Source organism: Prosthecobacter sp. (assembly GCF_034366625.1).
Lineage (GTDB): Bacteria > Verrucomicrobiota > Verrucomicrobiia > Verrucomicrobiales > Verrucomicrobiaceae > Prosthecobacter.
This window is the reverse complement of record NZ_JAXMIH010000019.1, coordinates 182,332-198,903: the sequence shown is the minus strand read 5'-3', so window position 1 is coordinate 198,903 and position 16,572 is coordinate 182,332. Positions and strand designations below refer to the sequence as shown.

Here is a 16,572-nt window from a genome sequence, read left to right as displayed (position 1 = left end):
GATGTTATTCGAGGTCCACGTGGTTGTCACTCATGTCAGTCCACTCAGGGTGCGTGGTTTCTTCCACGGAGAGGCTTTTACTGACTCCTTCGAGACGCTCAATTTTCCATTCATTGAATGAGTTTTTTGTAGCTTTGTCCCTCCATGACCAGTGCAGCCTGCGCAAAGGCACTTCCCGCGACGCGCCTCCCGGTGGCAGGAACATGAGATACATTTCGAACGACATGTCGGCAGTGACTTCGATATAATCAAACTCCAACGGCATGAAAGGCTGGTCAATCGTCGTTCGCGTGGTCCCCGTCGCAAAGGTGCCAGCATAAGGATACGGGCCACCATCATGGTAGGCTTCATTCGCTCCAGCGGGTTGCTGTCTGACGGTGGTGCCATTTATCGTACCCGATCCGTTGGGGGTGATAAGTTGCTCAAACGTCCATGTCCCCTGGGCTCCGTAACTGGACGGAATGCTCACAGAGCCGGTGAAGGTCACCCCCGGATTGACCTGTAATAATGTGTATGCGTCGTTGTCGGGATGTGGTCCAACGAAACTATTCCCTCCTGTTGCCTCTAGCGTGGCAGTGGGTTTCTCCACAACAATCATGACCTGCGTTTCTGCATTCTCCCCATCAAGCTTGTATTTGATTCTGACCTGCTTGCTACCGGAATCCGCCCAGTAAAAATGAACCTCCTGTTGGTGACGGTCGCCGTCTTCCACCGGTTGTAGCTCACCGAGTTCATTACAGGGTCCGAATTCCTTGAACACCTTGTCAGACAATATCCACTCGAAATTGGTAGCAGTGGTGCCACTTGGTGGTTCGAAGCGGAGATTTATCAACTGCCCTGGCAACGCTTTTGCCAACTGCCCCTGAATAGCCTGCCAATTTCCGTCGGCTACATCCTCATCTCGTTTTATCCGAGAAGAGGTTGTCTGATCATCTTCTCCATCAAGAGGGTCTGTGCCATCAAAATTCACTTCCTGCCCATCAGTGACTCCGCCGTCATCGGTATCGGCATCGTCGGGATCCGTCCCATCGCCGCCATTAATGCCACCCGTCTCTTGATCATTCGTCAGACCGTCGCCATCTCGATCGTCGTCCACGATTACCACCGGCGCCTCGATGGTGATCTTCAAACTCTTCGCGGCGGTGTCGCCATGATCATCGGTGACTTCGGCCGTGAAGGTGTATTCGCCTTCCTGAGTGGGGGTCCCGGTGATCAAGCCATCCGCTGCGTCCGATAATCCTGGCGGCAGTGAGCCGCCGGTAACTGCAAAGGAATACGGCGGCGTGCCGCCCTGGGCACCGATGCTGCCGTTGAACGCCTGCTCCCGACTACCGGTGTTGGGCGTCACCCCGGATATTACCAATGTCGGTGTCGGATCTCCACCGCCACCGCCACCGCCACCGCCACCACCACCGCCACCACCACCACCACCGCCACCGCCACCGCCACCGCCACCACCGCCGATGGCAGCAAGCACCAGGCCCAACTGCTTCAACGCCACGCGCGCGGTTCCCGCCGTGCTGTCGCTCACCTGCACGGTGAACGTGTAAGTACCCTCCGTCGTCGAGCCGAGGGTCGGCGTGCCGGTGATCACACCGTTGCTGGCGAGTATGTAGCCAAATGGCAGGCCGGTGTCGCCTGCGCCCGCCACCACACTGAACAGGTAGGGCGCGGTGCCGTTCACCGCGTTGATGCTCGCAGTGTACTCAGCGCTCACCGTGCCGGGCGGCAGCGTCTCGGTGGTGATCATCACGTCGGCGATGCTCAGGTGCAACGATTGCCCCGCCAGCGTGCTCGTGCCGTCACTGATCTGGAAAGTCACATCGAACTCCCCTGCCACTGCGGGCGTGCCGCTCAGCGTGCCAGTTTCAGCCAAAATCAAACCGTCTGGCAGTGCCCCGCTGGCGCTAAAGGTGTACATGCCCGAGCCACCGCTGGCCAGCAGCGTGGCCGAATAGGGCGTGCCGATAGCCCCAGGCGGCAGCGCCGTCGTTGCCAGTTGCAGCGATGGTGGTGGTTCGTCCGGCTCCACCATCAGCGTCAGCTCCTGCGTGTCCGTGTGTTCATAGGCATCCGTGACCATGAGGGTGAAGCTGCTGCTCCCCGCTGCCGTGGGCGTGCCGCTGATGGCCCACGTCCCTGTCACCGCAGCCTCCAGCGCCAATCCTGCCGGCAGCGCGCCGCTGGCGAGACTGTAGGTGAACCCGGGCTGCCCGCCCGCCTGGGACAGCACCGCAGTGTAAGGCACGCCTGGCTGGCCGCTGGCCAGGCTGGTCGTGCTGATCTCCAGCGGCTGCTGCCATTCACGCGGGTCCGTGGGCGCGCCATACACGGGATACAGCTCGTCATAGTTGCTCACGGAGTCCTGATCCCAGTCGTCATCATAGGCGCGACTCCCGTCGAGCGGCCCGTTATCGCGGACGAGGCTCCGCATCACACCATCACTGCACAGCGGGTAGAGCCAAAGTTCCTGCTCGAAAGCCACTTCGTAGTCGGACACGACATTCCGGGTAACAAGACTACCGTTTTCAAAGACCGGCAGGCCGGTGCTGTCGTCGCGGTCCGTGACTGTTTCTACTTCAAACCCCGGCGTCAGATAATGCTGCGGGCTGGTGTGATGCGCGTACTCCTCCGCGTTGGTCAGGAAGTCCCCGTCTGGATCGTCCGCCCCGTCATGCTGATCCTCCGGGTCAAACCCACGCGCAAGTTCGTAAAGGTTGGTCATGCCGTCATAATCGGTGTCGAACTGCGGCACGAACTGCGCGTGGATGTCCCAGCCGATGAGGTAGGCTTCGTAATTGGTGTGGCCGTCACTATCGTAGTCGTCAGCTTCATCGGTCGCGTTGTTGGGGTTCATCTCCCAGTGCTCCTCCATCCGGTCCGGGATGCCGCCGCCATCGCTGTCCGTGAGGGACACCTCTCCGTAATCAGGAACGTCGTCGTCATCCGAATCGGGGTCGAGCGGGCTGGTTGGCAGCGGCAGTCCGAAGAGGTTGTTCACCTCCTCATGGTCGGTCAGATAATCGTCGTCCGTATCCTGATCACGCGCCTGGGTGCCGGCGGTCAGCTCCGCTCCGTCGTCAAGACCGTCGTTGTCGCTGTCACCATCGGCTGGATCGGAATAGCTGATGTACAGCCACTCATAAGCGTCGGTGAGGGTGTCGCTATCGCTGTCCTCCTGGGTGTCCGTGGTGCCCAGCAGGCTTTCCAGGTAGGCGTGCAAACCGTCGCCATCGGCGTCGTCTGGATCATGATACTGGGCGTAGGTCTGATAATAGACCCACCAGTCCGGGCGGTGGTCACCGTCGCTGTCCTTCTGCGTGGGATCAGTGCCCAGGAAGGCTTCCATCTGCGCGCCCAGGGCGTCACCGTCCGTGTCCGTGGCAGCGTCGGCCGTCAGCAACCGGGCATGGTAATACACCAGCCAGTCGTGGTAGGAGCCGTTGCTCTGGTTGCTGGCGTCATGGATCGCAAGACCGGTTTCGACCGCCAGTTCGTGCTCGAACGCCGCGCTCAGACCGTCGCCGTCGCCATCGCGGTCCAACGTGTTCACCGTCACCGCTTGACTGGCGGACGAATAGCCGTCTGTCACAGTGACGGTGAATGAGCAACTGCCCACGGTACCATCGAAAGTTGCTGTCAATGTACCGTCAGATGACAGGCTGAATCCGGTGGGAGGGCTGCCTGCCGCCGACAGGCTCCAGGCGTAGCTGCCCGCCCCGCCCGACGCCGCAAAGGACTGGGAAAACGGCGTCCAGATCGAGGCATCCATGCTCGTCGGCCCGCTGATCTCGATCTGCGGCGGCGGCGTTGCGGCCACATAGAGAGAGGCCGTCTGGGTCGCGCTGGCACTGTAAACATCGGTCACTTGAACCGTGAAGGAATAGTATCCCGATCCGGAGGCCGTGCCGGTGAGCTGCCCATCAGCGGACAGACTCAGCCCGGCTGGCAGCCCGCCATAGGGAGCACTCCACACATGGTTGCTCCCGCCTCCCGTGGCGTTGAACTGCCATGCGTAGCTGTTCCCCTCCTGCGCGTCAGACAAGGTGCTTGAGCTGGTGATCTCCAGCGTGGGCGGTGGTGGTTGTGAGGTCACCGTCAGGGAAGCCGTCTGGTCCGTCGTCGCGCCAGTTGCGTCGGTCACCCGCACGGTGAATGAAAAAGTGCCCAGACTGTTGCTGTCGGGCGTCCCGGCAAGCTGCCCGTCCGAGGACAGGCTCATGCTGGCCGGCAGGCCACCAGAGGGCAGGCTCCACGCATAACCGCCCGCCCCGCCGGAAGCCGCAAACGACCAGGAAAAGGAAGAGCCTTCCTGCACCTCCGGCAGCGTGGCCGGACTGGTGATGGTGAGCGGGGCCGCCTGAACCACCAGTGTGTAGTCCCCTTCGGCGGTCTGTCCTCCGCCATCTGTCACCCTCACCGTGAAGGAATAAACGCCCGCAGGCGCATGCCCCGCCAGCACCGCGCCGTTGAACCCCATGCTGGCAGGCAGACTGCCCGACGCAACCGTCCAGGTCAGGCTCCCGTTGGAATGTTCCGCCGTGAAAGCCGGAGAGGCATAATCAGTATCCGCCACCGCCTCAGGCAGCCCGGAGGGACCGGTGATGACAAGCACCTGCGGCAAATCGGAGGGGAACAGATAGCTGGAGATCTGCCCATCCGCCAGACCGCTCCAGTCAGTGGAGTAAAGCAGCGGATTGGAGGCCGATTTCACTTCCGTATTGCGCGAGGTCATCGGCTCATAGCCATCGGCCAGGCCGTCGCCGTCGGTGTCTGGCACTCGGATCTGGGTACGCTGCCAGTTCCCATTGCTGTCCTGATAGGTCTGCTCGGATTCCTGCTGATTCGTCAAACCGTCCGCATCATGGTCACCCCACGGATCACTCGTGACAATGGCATCATCCCAATCCGTCAAACCGTCGTCATCGCTGTCGGCATCCGTGGGCGAGGTGCCCGAAGTTTCCACCTCGTAACCATCGCTCCAGCCATCGCCATCCGTGTCTGAAGCATTCATGTCCGTGCCATGCTGCCCGCCGAAACCGCTCCCGTTCAATTCAGTCCAGTCCATGAGGCCATCCCCATCGGTGTCCGTGTGGGTGAGCTGCCACCACAGGCCATCCGGCGCACCCGAGCCATTGCTCGTCGCGCTCAGCGGATCGGTGCCCATCACATGCAGTTCATTCCCATCGATGGCACCGTCATCATCGCTGTCCGGGTTCCCCCGCATGTTCACCGTGGCGTTGTGCGTGCCGCCATACCAGTCCTCGAACCACGCCGGCAGGTTGTCGGTGTCATTGTCGCTCATGTCCGCGCCTTCCGGCGGCTCGGGATCACCGCCCGCGCCGCCATCCCAGGAAGGCGAGTAGCTGCCGGGATTGGTCAGCGCATAGCCCGCCGCGTTCACATCCTGAACATAGACCGCGTTAAGCGTCGGAGCCGACAGCGTCCAGCCCAGCAGGCAGTACAACTGCACCCAGATGACCCACTTGCTGCGGCGCAAGCGGCGGAGGGATGGAGAAAGAGGCCGCTGCATGAGGGTCGGAGTTTAGTAGTTGAACATTCGCTCTCAATCAACCACCCACCATGATCTCCACGGTGTTGCTCCACTGGCCCACCTGATGGTCGCCGACGCGGTAGATGGCGCGGTATTTCCATTTCGTGGGCGTGGCGGGCAGCGGGGTGGTGTCGGTGTAGTTCGGCGTGGTGTCGTAGGCCAGCAGGGTCCAGCCGTTGCCACGGTCCACCTGAAGCTCCAGCATGTCGAGGAAGGCGCTGTTGCCGCCCCAACCCCAGCCGATCTGCACGGCGTTGCCGCTGAGGAGAGTGTCGATGATCGGCTGAATAATGCTGAGGTCAGGACCGGTCTGCACCGCGCCTTCAATGCCAAGGGTCTGGCCGATGGCGTCGTTGTAGTTCGGGTGCGCCTTGATGCTCTTCACCAGCGCACGGAAGCGCACCTCGACGCCCAAGGCCACAGCGGCCACCGCCGTGGGAAACACCGGGTCCACCGGCGCGCCCGCCGCGGGTGGCGTGCCACCGGCGCGCATGAGGTTTTTCCAGGCCGTCCATTGCTGCGCGCCGCCCTGCATGATGCCCTGGCAGGCGACGACGTAGCCGAAGGAATCCGCATCCGCCGCCTGGGCGGTGATCTGCGCAGGAGTAACACCGAGCGCGGTGGCGTAGGCACCAATGCCGGTTTTGAAGGTTTGCAGTTGAGCGGCGAACAGGTCGTCGTTCTGGGCGATGTAGTCGGATTTGGCCATACGGTTACGTTTGGGTTTCAGGGTGGGTTGGACGGGATTGCTTGAGGGAGTCGGGGTGTAGCCAGGATCACCGGCTTCGAGGATTCCTGACCACGTCAGATTGGGCGAATCCCATGCATAAGGCTGCCCGGTGGCTGGATCGACGGAGTCCCAAAACAGCGGCTTCATGGCTGGGTGTGGCGGGTGAGTAAGAACGCATGATTTGCCCGGCCAGGGATGTGTGAAGAGGGCACAGGCCCAAGGCTGGCGGCTGAAACCGTGCGGCTGGACGCTTGATCCGCACGGCTGAACCCGGCAGCCGCATGGCTGGACGCTTTCCCGGCACGGCTGGACGCTCCAGCCGTGCGGTTAAATGAAAACCCTGCTGCGGCTGGTTTTTCCAGCCGTGCGGCTGAATGATTTTACCGGTGTGGCTGAACGCTCCCACGGTGCGGTCAAAGGCTCCAGCCATGCGGCTGGAGGAACCTGGCATGCGGCTGAATGAGCCAGCCGTACGGTGAAAGGCGGCTACCATACCCCCCTCCCGGCACCCGCTTGCGCCTTGAATCACCCGCCGTTTGTGCCTCAGAGCAAACCGCGAACCGCGCAGCGCTACGCAAAGTGCTGCTGGCAAGGAACCGATGAAGCATTGGAGCAATGACGTTCATGCGAATTAAATTGTTTTTAGCAATTCACGTCGCGAACCACAAGATAAAATCCGGCATCCCCCTTACGTATAAATCGTTATTTATACTTAGTTATTTAATGGTGAGCACTTTCGTGGCCGCAAACTGCCTCAGAATTATTCCAGACCCACTTCAGCTCAAGGCCGACAACCGTCACCGGGCGGTGTGAAACAACAGCCTTGGCACTCCGGCTGCCGTTTCGACGACACTGCGGCAGCGTTGCGCCCCCCGCCTCAATCACTCGCCCGCCTGCGCTCCGACGACCATCTCCTGCACCGGAGCGGTCTTTTCGGCGGGTTTCTTCACCTGCACGACAAACGGAGGTGATTCGCCACCGATCTTGCCGCCCTGGTCGAGGAAACGGTTCATGTCTTCGAGAGCGGCATCGAGGCGCGGATCACCGGCCTGCATGTAGGCGCTGACGCGCATGGCCAGCGCGCGACCGTTCCAAGGGAAGGGTTTGCCGAGGCTTTCGAGGGCGGCGAGCTGCTGCGGCACTTTCAAATGCATGGCCATGTCGCAGCGCATGCCGAGACGAACATTGCGCGCGACCTGCACGGGGTATTCGCGGCCGAGTTTTTCAAAGATGGTGGTGAAGCGCGGGTCCTGCACCGCTGTCTTCGATTTGGAGACATCGCCGAGGAGATTGAGAGCCTCGTTCACCAGCGGGAGGCGGCACCAGGGCACCTGCATGAGGCTGTCGAGGCCGTGCTCGATGTGGACGAGCACCTCGGCGGGCTTTTGCTGCACATGGCAGGCAATCGCACGCAGGAAATGCGCGTCCACGGCTGAAATCGGCTCGATGGCAGCGATCGCGGCAAAGGCGTCCGGCGCTCCCATGCGTGCCTTCGCCTGGGCGAGCAGCACACGATCCGCCAGCACGGGCGCGGCGGGTGCAGGCGCGGCGAGATGATCGGCATAGCGCTGCCGCCAGAAGGCACGCAGGTGCTCCACGCGCTCGCGCACGGCAGCAGGAGCATCGGCAGGCAGGATTTCATCGGAGGCGGATTCCCACAGGCGGCCCGGCATGTGCAGGCGCTCGGCGAGGTAAAGATTCGTGTCGATGGCGGCATCAACCTTCGGCAGATAACAACCGGCCCGTGTGGCGGCGCGGGCGAGATCGAGCGAGCAGTTCGACTTCTTCGCCACGCTGCGGGCGAAGCTGAACTCGAGGCGGTTCATGTCGTCGGTGTTCACCGTTTTCGTCGCGGCGGCGATGGCGGTGCAGTAGTCACTGTTCGCCACGCAGCCGGTGAGGAAACCTTCGGCCGTGTCCGTTTTCCAGAAGCGACGCAGCGCCTCGGCCATCGGCTCGATTTTGACACGCTTGCGCAGCGAATCGAGCGACCAGGGCGTCTCGTCATTCGAGCAGATGAGCAGCATATCGACACTCTGCGTGGCCCATACCTCCACTTTCGGGAAGACCTGACGCAGCGTGGTGATGACGGTGCTGATGGTGGCCGGCTCGACCTCGTAACCTTGCAGCCACTGGCAGAAAATGCCGTTCTTGGTGAGGCGCTGGCTGGCGTTGGTGTAGAACTCGCGAGTGTAGAGATTGGCCACACCGGCGCGGCAAGGATTCGAGGGCTCGGAGACGATGAGGTCGTAATCTTCGCCCTTGGTGAGCAGGAACTCACGCGCATCGCCGGTGATGTTGTTGACGCGCGGATGCTTCATCGCATTGCGGCTCACGGGATCGAAATATTCGGCCACCTTGCGGATTTCCTCCTCGAGTTCGAGCACATCGACACGCTGCATGCCCGGCACATCGGCCAGCCAGCCAGCGGTGGTGCCCGTGCCAAGACCGACGACGCAAGCGTTCTGCGGGTGCGGATGCAAGATGGCCCCGGTGATGCCGAGCATGACCTGCGTGCCCGCATCGCCCACAGCTGAGCCGTCGCTCTTGCCGTTGGTCAAAAACGCATACTGCATGCCACCGACGACGGCGACGCTGGTCTCACGGCCATCGTATTCCTGCACGAGCGAACGCTGCGCATTGCGTTGCCACGTTTCCAAGCCCAGCGCGGTGCGGTAGTCCTGCGACACGCGACCGTAACCGATCGGTGTGTGCATCCACACCGCCGTGGGGCCGGTGGTTCCAAAGGCAAAGAAGCCGCACACCATCAGTGAGGCGAGCGCGAAACGGCTGTTCCAGGAAAAGCGTGAGGCCAAGGAAGCACCGCTGTCCTCCCCTTCCCTGCGGCGCATTTGAAGCCACAGCGAGGCAGCGGACATGCTGGCGATCAAAACCGCTGCGAGCACCCAGCAGCCCTTCAAACCGATCAGCGGCACCAGCAGGAAGCCGCCGAGCAACGAACCGGAGATCGAACCAAATGTGTTCCAAAGATACGCACGGCCCAACTGCTGACCCACGCCCACATTGCCGCGTCCGAGCAGCGACACGAGCAGCGGGAACTGAATGCCACTGAGCAACGCCGGGAAAAACGCCAGCGATCCCATGACCACCGCCCAACCCATCGCCATCTGCGTGAGGCCGACACCGCGCAGACTGTCATTCAAGATCAGGGCCAGATGCGCGATGCGGTCGCCGAGCGCATACGGCAGCAACACCGCCAGAGCTTGCAGGGCAGAGACAATCGTGAAACCGGCGATGCTGGGCTCCGCTTTTTTCAAAATCAGCGAGTACAACAGTCCACCGATGCCCATCCCTGCAAGCACCACGCACAACACGAGGCCAAAACCGTAAACCGAGCCGCCGAGCAGCGGCGTCGAGACGCGATACCACACGAGTTCCGCCACAAAGAACGTGAACCCGCTCATGAAAGCCGCCGCCAGAACAAACGCAGCCGGTGCCTTCGCAGCCACACTGTCCTCGGCGGTCGGTTCGCTTTCAACCGCTGGCTTGCGTGGCTCTTTTTCCTGGAACATCGAGATCGCTCCCGCCGCCAGGGCGATGCCCAGATTTGCCAGCACCGCCACGGTCAGCGCGCCTTTGTTGCCGAGTGTCGGCAGCAGCCAGAAGGTGCTCAGAACCGCGCCCGTCACCGCTCCGGCGATGTTGATGCCATAGAAGAAGGCGGTGATCGAGCGACGCGGATCATCATCGCGCTGCGCAAACTTCATCGCCGCCGGAAGTGTGCCGCCCATGAGGAAACAGGGCAGTCCGAGCACGAGCGCGGTCATCAGCAGTTGCAGGCAGGTGGCAGCCCCCAGGCCCATGCCTGCGGTGCCGCCGGTTTTCAAATAGAACGCCCGCGCCAGAGCGAGCATTGCTGGCGAAGCCACCGCCGCGATGGCAATGCCGACCTCCAAACGCGCATAAAACCGGAACGGGCGGCCCACACGCTCCACCCAGCTTCCAAACAGCTTGCCGCCAAAACCCAAGCCGGCCATGAACACGGCCACCACCGCCGCCGCCGCCGGAGCTGCCCCGCCAAACACCAGCCGAAACTCCCGCAGCCAGACCGTCTGGTAGATCAGCGAGCAGAAGCCGGAAAGGAACAGGATGAGTGCCAAAGCGAACTGAGTCAGTTGGGCACGGGAGGGGCTGGAGGGAGGAGCGCAGTTCATAAATATCGGTTAATAAACAAGGATTATATATAATTACCATATTAAGACAACTGAATTATACACCTTTTCCCCCGAACCCTCGCTTCCCCTGCCTTTTGCCACTGGCAGGGCTTTATACCCGGCGTCACCATGATTTGTGAAACTTTACTGCGAAGCAATGGAGTCATGGAGATGTGGAATACTGGAATGCAGAACTCCACCACTCCACGGCTCCAAACACCGGGGAATTCCAAAACTTGATGACGCGAGTTATATCATGAAGACACCTTCACTCCTCCTCGCCTGCGTGCTCCTGGCCCTTTTGAGTGGCTGCACTCGTGAATCTTGGCAAAAAGCCTTCACCGCCGAGGTTTTGCAGCTCTCGTATGATGACTTCGGCACGGAGGCGATGGTCAGCCCCGTCTTGGGTCCACGGGGAACCGACTTGCAGGTTGTCATCAACCATGGGGCCACGAACAGCGCCTCCTCCCCCCCGCCGCTTGAACACCTATCAGGGTCTGCTCATGCTCCGCCGCAATGCGCATCGTCTGCCCCGCACACCGGAGAACGAGGCGCTGCGCCAGCGCATGACCAGGACTTACAGCCGACTTTATCATTCCTACCGCACGCGCCGCGAGGCCATGCTCGCCGCTCCGCCCTCAGTGGGACGTGGGGCGCTGGCACGCGCGCAGATGATCCCGCCGGTACCGCCCACGCTTTGAACTCTCAGTTCATCGCCTCACGGGCCGATTGGAACAGGTAATGCCCCCAGCCGAACTGGGCATCGCCGCTCCAGTCAGGATCATAATGCTGGCTCTTGAAGATGAAGCGCTCGGGATGCGGCATGAGGCCAAACACACGGCCTGTGTCATCTTGCAAGCCCGCAATGCCGTTCGTCGAGCCATTCACGTTCGTGGCGTAAAGCAGCGCCGCGTGGCCGGACTTCACGTATTTGGCTGCGTCCTCGCCCTCGGTCACGAGTCGGCCTTCCGCGTGGGCGATGGGCAGTTCAAAGTTCTCGGGCAGCTTGCTCAGATACGGACTCGCCTTGGCGGCGGTTTTCTTCAAACCGACCCAGCGGCAGATGAACCGGCCGCTCGTGTTGTGAATCAGGCTGCCCTTCGGCAGCAGATCGAGCTGCGTGAGGATTTGGAAGCCGTTGCAGATGCCCAGGGCGTAGCCGCCTTTGTCCACAAACGCCTTCAGCCTGTCGCCCAGCTTCGATTTCGTGATGAGCTGCGCGATGCGGCCGGACATCACGTAATCTCCGTAGCTGAAGCCGCCGGAGAACACGATCATCTGCGCTTTGTCGAGCGACGCCGGTTCCAGCAGCGCCACAGGCAGCACCTCTGCGGTAAAGCCCGCCGCCTCCAGCGCACGGGCGGTTTCGGCGTCACAATTGGTTCCGGGGAATTTCAGGAGAAGAGCGTGGGGCATGGGCGGTGATTCGTTCCGCATCTAGGCGAAGCCGTCGCCGCATGCAACCGCTTTGCCCGGTTGCACACGCCGGGGCATGCACTAGTTTTCCAGCATCATGTTCAAAGACCTCTTCTCCCCCACAAACACCTTCCTCTACGGCTTCGTGCTGTGCGGCATTTTCCTCGTGCAGTCGCTTTGGGCCCACTGGAAGACCAAGCGCGAGCTCAAGCGCTACAAAGGCATGCTCAGCGACAAACTGGACCTCGACTCGAAGCAAAGCCAGGACCTCACCAAGGAGCGTGCCGCCCTGAAGCAGGAAAACGAGAACCTGCGCATGCAGATCGCCCGCCTCAACGAGCGTGCCGACAACAAGATGCAGCGTGAGCTCGAAATCCTCGCCCGTGCCGAGAAGCAGATGGTCATCAGCGCCCCCGGCTTCGCTCCCGCCTGGGAGATGGCCAAATCCACCGCCCTCGGCCAGCTTGAGCATGAGGAAAAGGGCCAGTCCTTCCCGCAGAAAGTTTATCGCAAACTGATCGGTTCCGGCTCAACGCAAAGCAATGTGGCGCTGCCTGAATCCGCCGCCAATGCCGCCAAGAACAACAATGGCGCGACCTCCTCCGCCAACGCCGCCTAATACCAAGCGCAAGCGCGAATGACCCGCACGGAGGCTTACCTCGCGCTCAACCTGCTCCCACAGGTCGGACCTGTGCGCGTCCGCAAGCTCCTGCAGCACTTCGGCAGCCCCGAGCGCATCCTCACTGCCAAGTCATCTGAGATTCTCCAAGTCGAAGGCTTCGGCCTCGCTCAAGCAGAGAGCATCGCCGGATGGGAAGCGCAGATCGACCTCAGTGGCGAACTGCAAAAGATCCACGACCGCGAGCTCACGCTCCTCACGCAGGAGGACGAACTCTATCCACCGCTGCTGCGCGAGATCCACGACCCGCCCGTCGTCCTCTATGTTTGGGGCAATCTCACCAAGCGCGATCACAACGCCCTCGGCGTCGTCGGCAGCCGCCATGCCACGCATTACGGCCTCAATGCCACCAAGAAACTCAGCTTTCAGATCGCGTATGCCGGTTACGTCGTCATCAGCGGCCTTGCACGCGGCATCGACACCGCCGCGCATGAAGCCGCCCTTGCCGCCAAAGGCCGCACCATCGCCATCCTCGGTTCTGGCATCGGTAAACTGTATCCACCGGAGAACATGGCCCTAGCCGAACGCATCGCACAAAACGGCGCGGTCGTGAGCGAGTATCCTGTCGATCGCATCGCCGACAAACAAACCTTTCCCTACCGCAATCGCATCGTCGCCGGCTGGAGTTGCGGCTTGATCGTCGTCGAGGCTCCGCTGCGCAGCGGCTCGCTCATCACCGCACAGCAAGCCACTGAGCAAGGCCGCACCGTGTATGCCGTGCCCGGCCCCATCGACAAACCGACCTCCGCCGGCTGCAACCGCCTCATCCAGCAGGGCGCCAAGCTCATCATGGATGGCGCCGACGTGCTCGATGATCTGATGACGCTCTTCCCCACCGCGCCGCACGCGCCGAAGACGGAAGAATCCCGCCCCGCCGTCACCCTCACGCTGGAGGAAGAGATCCTCTACCAGGCCATCCGCACCGACGAGGCCCACATCAACGACATCACCACCGCCTCCGGCCTGACCCCCGCCACCGTGTCAGCGACGCTGATGCGCCTCGAAATGAAACGCCTCATCCGCGCCCTGCCGGGACGGCGGTATGTGCGGCTGGTTTGAACGTCAGTTCCTTGGCCTAGGAAGGTGAAACATGAGGCACCACTACACGCATCCGAGTCCGGCTTGCAAAAGTCACGCCATGCCCAATACAAGTTGACGGATCCGGAACCGGGGTGATTCACTGCGCATAGAACGTGGGGTGGCTGATCGTTCACAGCGGTCAGGAACGGTGGGGCGCCCTGAAACGACCTGCCCCAGCCTTCGCATCCCCATCGGCAGCCTCAACATTTCACATCGCGCATGCTTCGAGAATTGAGCTTCACAGACGACAGGAAACTGATCGAGCAATTCCGCCGGGACTGCTACAAAGGCACGTTGAACCGGGTGTTGGATGATTTTGATGAGAAAGCCCATCACTTCGCCCTGTTTGACGAGCACGAGGAAATCCAGGCGATGGCCCGCATCCTGCGCAGCGATGAGGTACAGCCCTTCGAGCTGTTTCTGGAGCCCAAGGCCCAAGGCCTCGCGCTGCCTACCCACGGTCTGGGCCTGGAATCCTCCCGCGTCTGCGCCAAAGATGGCAGCGCCGGCACCTATCTGCTGCGCCTCTGCCTGGGCGTGAATGATTACGCCGTCCGGAGCCGGGCCGACTACCTCATCGCCAAGACCGTGCCGCATCTCCTGCCCATCTACCTGCAGTTTGGCTTCAAGGTCTTTGGCGAGCCCTTCATCAGCGACTGGTTTAGCGACAACCGCACGGTCTTCCCCATCATGTACCGCTGGGACAACGAGCCCCCGGCGGCTGAGGACGACTCCGTTTTCGTCTGGTAAGGCGGCGGGTCCCCAGCCGCCGCCCCCCGGCGCTTGGCAAGCACCTCTCCTTGTTCCTACCGCCGTAGCATCACGATCAGCTCCGTGGTACGACGGGCACTCCTGCCCGTCGGTCCATCGTCACCGCCATCAACCATCGCTTTCGCCAATCCACCCCACCCCGAGACAGACAAGAGTGTCTGTCGTACTTCCCTACCGCCGCAGCATCACGATCAATTCATCCACCTTGTTCGCGATCTGCTGCACCTCGCTTTGCGTCGGCGGATCGCTCACCGTCATCCCGGCGCGTGAGGGACCACGCGCCCTACCAAGGAGCGGCGCTTGGCAAGCGCCTCTCCTTGTTCCTACCTCCCGGCGCTTGACGCGCCCTCCCCCAAGGAGCGGGCACATCCTGTCCCCGTCGATTCCAACGTGTGACCGGACGACCACGCCGCCCCGCTGGGCCACAGGGCCATTAAAGCGCCCTTCTTCCCGCCGCTGCGGGTGGTTCCGGTGAAAATCGCCCCTGCCATCCGGCCTCCTGGGCCCTGCCTAGAGGGAAAACCGGTTTCACGGATGAAGTTGTCGTACGCAGGAATCGTCCGTCAGGCATGACGCACCGTCCGTCAGCTTGCACGGATGAGCCGTCAGCTTTGACGGACAGTCCGTCAGGTACGCAAACTCGCGCGTGAAACCGCCCCGCCGCGTTCACCAAGCCCCCGGCACCGCCTGCAAGGCGACCTGCCCGCTTGCCACCCAGACTGGGACAAACGCCGAGGGATTCGGAGGCGTTTGAGACAGCCGGCCAGGCTGGGGCACCTGCCCCGACAGCGCGAGGAGCGATGGAGTCAAACTTGGAGAAGAGGAGACTTGGAGAACTCGCGTTCATGGGCGGAGTGTCCCACCGCCTGCCGCGTTGTCTCGTTCGTCATACCGAACGGCGTTTGACATCAGCCCGGCAGCGCCGGTTCCGAGACGGTCAGGGGCCATGGCGCCGGCAGCCAGCCGACCAGCCACGCACCCAGGGCCTGCCGCCGCCAAGCGCGGCACAGCGCCCGGACATGCCGTGCCACCGGCTCCACCAGCCCTTTCATCGCCGCGGCCCTGGCCAGGGCCGCCAGCCAGCGGCGGCGCACCAGCCGCATGAGCCCGCCATGCCCAGCGCGGCTCCAGCTCATAGATGACCTCCTGCGTCACGTTGCACACAGAGTTTTCCAGATCACTACCCACCTTGGCCTGGAAGCGCACATACTGCTTATACCACTGCACATAAGACAGCTCCGTCTGCCTGGAGCCGAGCGGCGAGGATAGCCGCGAGACAGACTGCGACGCAGGAGCAGCCCGTGAGCGCAGCGGAAGGGTGAAGGAGCCGGAGAAGGCGACTGAATCAATATTGTTTTAGCCGGATCGTGCCGCGTAAACGCTCCTCACGACTTGGCTCAGGGCTTGGAATATTCACCCATGGAATTTACCCTCCTATGTTGGCGCAATCCCACAGATTTGTTGCCTGAGTACGGCATGTGCGGCTAAAACGACACCCATGAAGCCAAAAACCCGTGATATTCCAATAAAACCGTCGGCTATAAAGCTGCTGACAAACCTCACGATCTGTTAACCATCCACACTGTTAGGCGTTGCTGCGCGACATGAGTAAACAATACGAAAACATCAGCTCCGAACTCGCAGCTTGGCTAGCCGAGCAGCGCATGTTCTTTGTTGCGACAGCGCCCCTTTCTCGTGACGGCCACCTCAACCTGTCGCCCAAGGGTGGCGATTCATTCCGCGTGCTCGGACCATTGGAAGTGGTCTATCAGGACTACACCGGCAGCGGTGTTGAAACCGCCGCCCACGTCCGCGAGAATGGTCGCATCGTTGTCATGTTTTGTGCTTTTGCCGGCTCTCCCAAGATTCTCCGACTGCACGGGCACGGCACGGTTCTCACACCCGGTGATGACAGATTCACCGAGATGGAATCATTGTTTCCAGCCAACCCTGGCACCCGTGCCTTCATTCACGTCGCAGTCACTCGTGTCGTGGATTCTTGCGGCTGGGCTGTGCCAGTTTACGACTTTCGCTACCATCGCGACACGCTCGACCAATGGGCTACCAATCAAGGCCTGGATAACCTCAACGCATACCGCGCGACCAAGAACCAGACTAGCATTGATGGACTTCCCGCATTCAACCGCAACGCTCCTGAGTAACTAGA

11 protein-coding genes are annotated in these 16,572 nt (G+C 61.7%); 6 read left to right on the top strand and 5 right to left on the bottom strand.

Features of this window, described 5'->3' with window-relative positions:
- Nucleotides 1-4: 4 nt before the first annotated feature.
- Nucleotides 5-5,533, bottom strand: a complete 5,529-nt coding sequence (locus U1A53_RS19760; RefSeq protein WP_322283579.1) for a putative Ig domain-containing protein — start codon at nt 5,531-5,533, stop codon at nt 5-7.
- 37 nt (nt 5,534-5,570) lie between these two features.
- Entirely contained in the window at nt 5,571-6,431 is an 861-nt protein-coding gene (locus U1A53_RS19755) for a hypothetical protein (RefSeq protein ID WP_322283578.1), read from the bottom strand.
- Between the two features lie 184 nt (nt 6,432-6,615).
- Here U1A53_RS19755 and U1A53_RS19750 point away from each other — a divergent pair, with 184 nt between their 5' ends.
- Nucleotides 6,616-6,747: a hypothetical protein gene (locus U1A53_RS19750; RefSeq protein WP_322283577.1), complete on the top strand. Its 132-nt coding sequence runs from the start codon at nt 6,616-6,618 to the stop codon at nt 6,745-6,747.
- Between the two features lie 418 nt (nt 6,748-7,165).
- On the opposite strand, the gene U1A53_RS19745 is transcribed toward U1A53_RS19750, so the two are convergent.
- Nucleotides 7,166-10,459: a fused MFS/spermidine synthase gene (locus U1A53_RS19745; RefSeq protein ID WP_322283576.1), complete on the bottom strand. Its 3,294-nt coding sequence runs from the start codon at nt 10,457-10,459 to the stop codon at nt 7,166-7,168.
- Between the two features lie 479 nt (nt 10,460-10,938).
- On the opposite strand from U1A53_RS19745, the gene U1A53_RS19740 reads away from it, so the two are divergent.
- Entirely contained in the window at nt 10,939-11,160 is a 222-nt protein-coding gene (locus U1A53_RS19740) for a hypothetical protein (protein WP_322283575.1), read from the top strand.
- A gap of 4 nt (nt 11,161-11,164) precedes the next feature.
- Here the strand turns inward: U1A53_RS19740 and purQ are convergent, their stop codons facing one another.
- On the bottom strand, nt 11,165-11,875 hold the full coding sequence (purQ, locus tag U1A53_RS19735) for a phosphoribosylformylglycinamidine synthase I (RefSeq protein WP_322283574.1): 711 nt from the start codon (nt 11,873-11,875) through the stop codon (nt 11,165-11,167).
- A 97-nt stretch (nt 11,876-11,972) separates the two neighbouring features.
- Between purQ and U1A53_RS19730 the strand changes: the two genes are divergently transcribed.
- The 3 genes from U1A53_RS19730 (at nt 11,973) to U1A53_RS19720 (ending at nt 14,384) form a co-directional block, all read left to right on the top strand.
- On the top strand, nt 11,973-12,494 hold the full coding sequence (locus U1A53_RS19730; protein ID WP_322283573.1) for a hypothetical protein: 522 nt from the start codon (nt 11,973-11,975) through the stop codon (nt 12,492-12,494).
- Between the two features lie 18 nt (nt 12,495-12,512).
- On the top strand, nt 12,513-13,613 hold the full coding sequence (gene dprA, locus U1A53_RS19725; RefSeq protein WP_322283572.1) for a DNA-processing protein DprA: 1,101 nt from the start codon (nt 12,513-12,515) through the stop codon (nt 13,611-13,613).
- Nucleotides 13,614-13,853: 240 nt separating this feature from the next.
- Nucleotides 13,854-14,384, top strand: coding sequence for a hypothetical protein (locus U1A53_RS19720; RefSeq protein WP_322283571.1), 531 nt, complete (start codon nt 13,854-13,856; stop codon nt 14,382-14,384).
- A gap of 929 nt (nt 14,385-15,313) precedes the next feature.
- Here the strand turns inward: U1A53_RS19720 and U1A53_RS19715 are convergent.
- Entirely contained in the window at nt 15,314-15,541 is a 228-nt protein-coding gene (locus tag U1A53_RS19715) for a hypothetical protein (protein WP_322283570.1), read from the bottom strand.
- Between the two features lie 468 nt (nt 15,542-16,009).
- On the opposite strand from U1A53_RS19715, the gene U1A53_RS19710 reads away from it, so the two are divergent.
- The gene (locus U1A53_RS19710; protein WP_322283569.1) at nt 16,010-16,567 is read left to right on the top strand and encodes a pyridoxamine 5'-phosphate oxidase family protein; all 558 of its coding nucleotides are present in this window, start codon (nt 16,010-16,012) and stop codon (nt 16,565-16,567) included.
- Nucleotides 16,568-16,572: the final 5 nt, after the last annotated feature.

Excerpts from the sequence above, each read along its gene's own strand:
- U1A53_RS19730 (WP_322283573.1), top strand. The coding sequence starts at position 11,973 with ATGTTCAAAGACCTCTTCTCCCCCACAAACACCTTCCTCTACGGCTTC.
- U1A53_RS19710 (WP_322283569.1), top strand. The coding sequence starts at position 16,010 with ATGAGTAAACAATACGAAAACATCAGCTCCGAACTCGCAGCTTGGCTA.
- dprA (WP_322283572.1), top strand. The coding sequence starts at position 12,513 with ATGACCCGCACGGAGGCTTACCTCGCGCTCAACCTGCTCCCACAGGTC.
- U1A53_RS19720 (WP_322283571.1), top strand. The coding sequence starts at position 13,854 with ATGCTTCGAGAATTGAGCTTCACAGACGACAGGAAACTGATCGAGCAA.
- purQ (WP_322283574.1), bottom strand. The coding sequence starts at position 11,875 with ATGCCCCACGCTCTTCTCCTGAAATTCCCCGGAACCAATTGTGACGCC.
- U1A53_RS19760 (WP_322283579.1), bottom strand. The coding sequence starts at position 5,533 with ATGCAGCGGCCTCTTTCTCCATCCCTCCGCCGCTTGCGCCGCAGCAAG.
- U1A53_RS19755 (WP_322283578.1), bottom strand. The coding sequence starts at position 6,431 with ATGAAGCCGCTGTTTTGGGACTCCGTCGATCCAGCCACCGGGCAGCCT.
- U1A53_RS19750 (WP_322283577.1), top strand. The coding sequence starts at position 6,616 with ATGAAAACCCTGCTGCGGCTGGTTTTTCCAGCCGTGCGGCTGAATGAT.
- U1A53_RS19715 (WP_322283570.1), bottom strand. The coding sequence starts at position 15,541 with ATGAGCTGGAGCCGCGCTGGGCATGGCGGGCTCATGCGGCTGGTGCGC.
- U1A53_RS19745 (WP_322283576.1), bottom strand. The coding sequence starts at position 10,459 with ATGAACTGCGCTCCTCCCTCCAGCCCCTCCCGTGCCCAACTGACTCAG.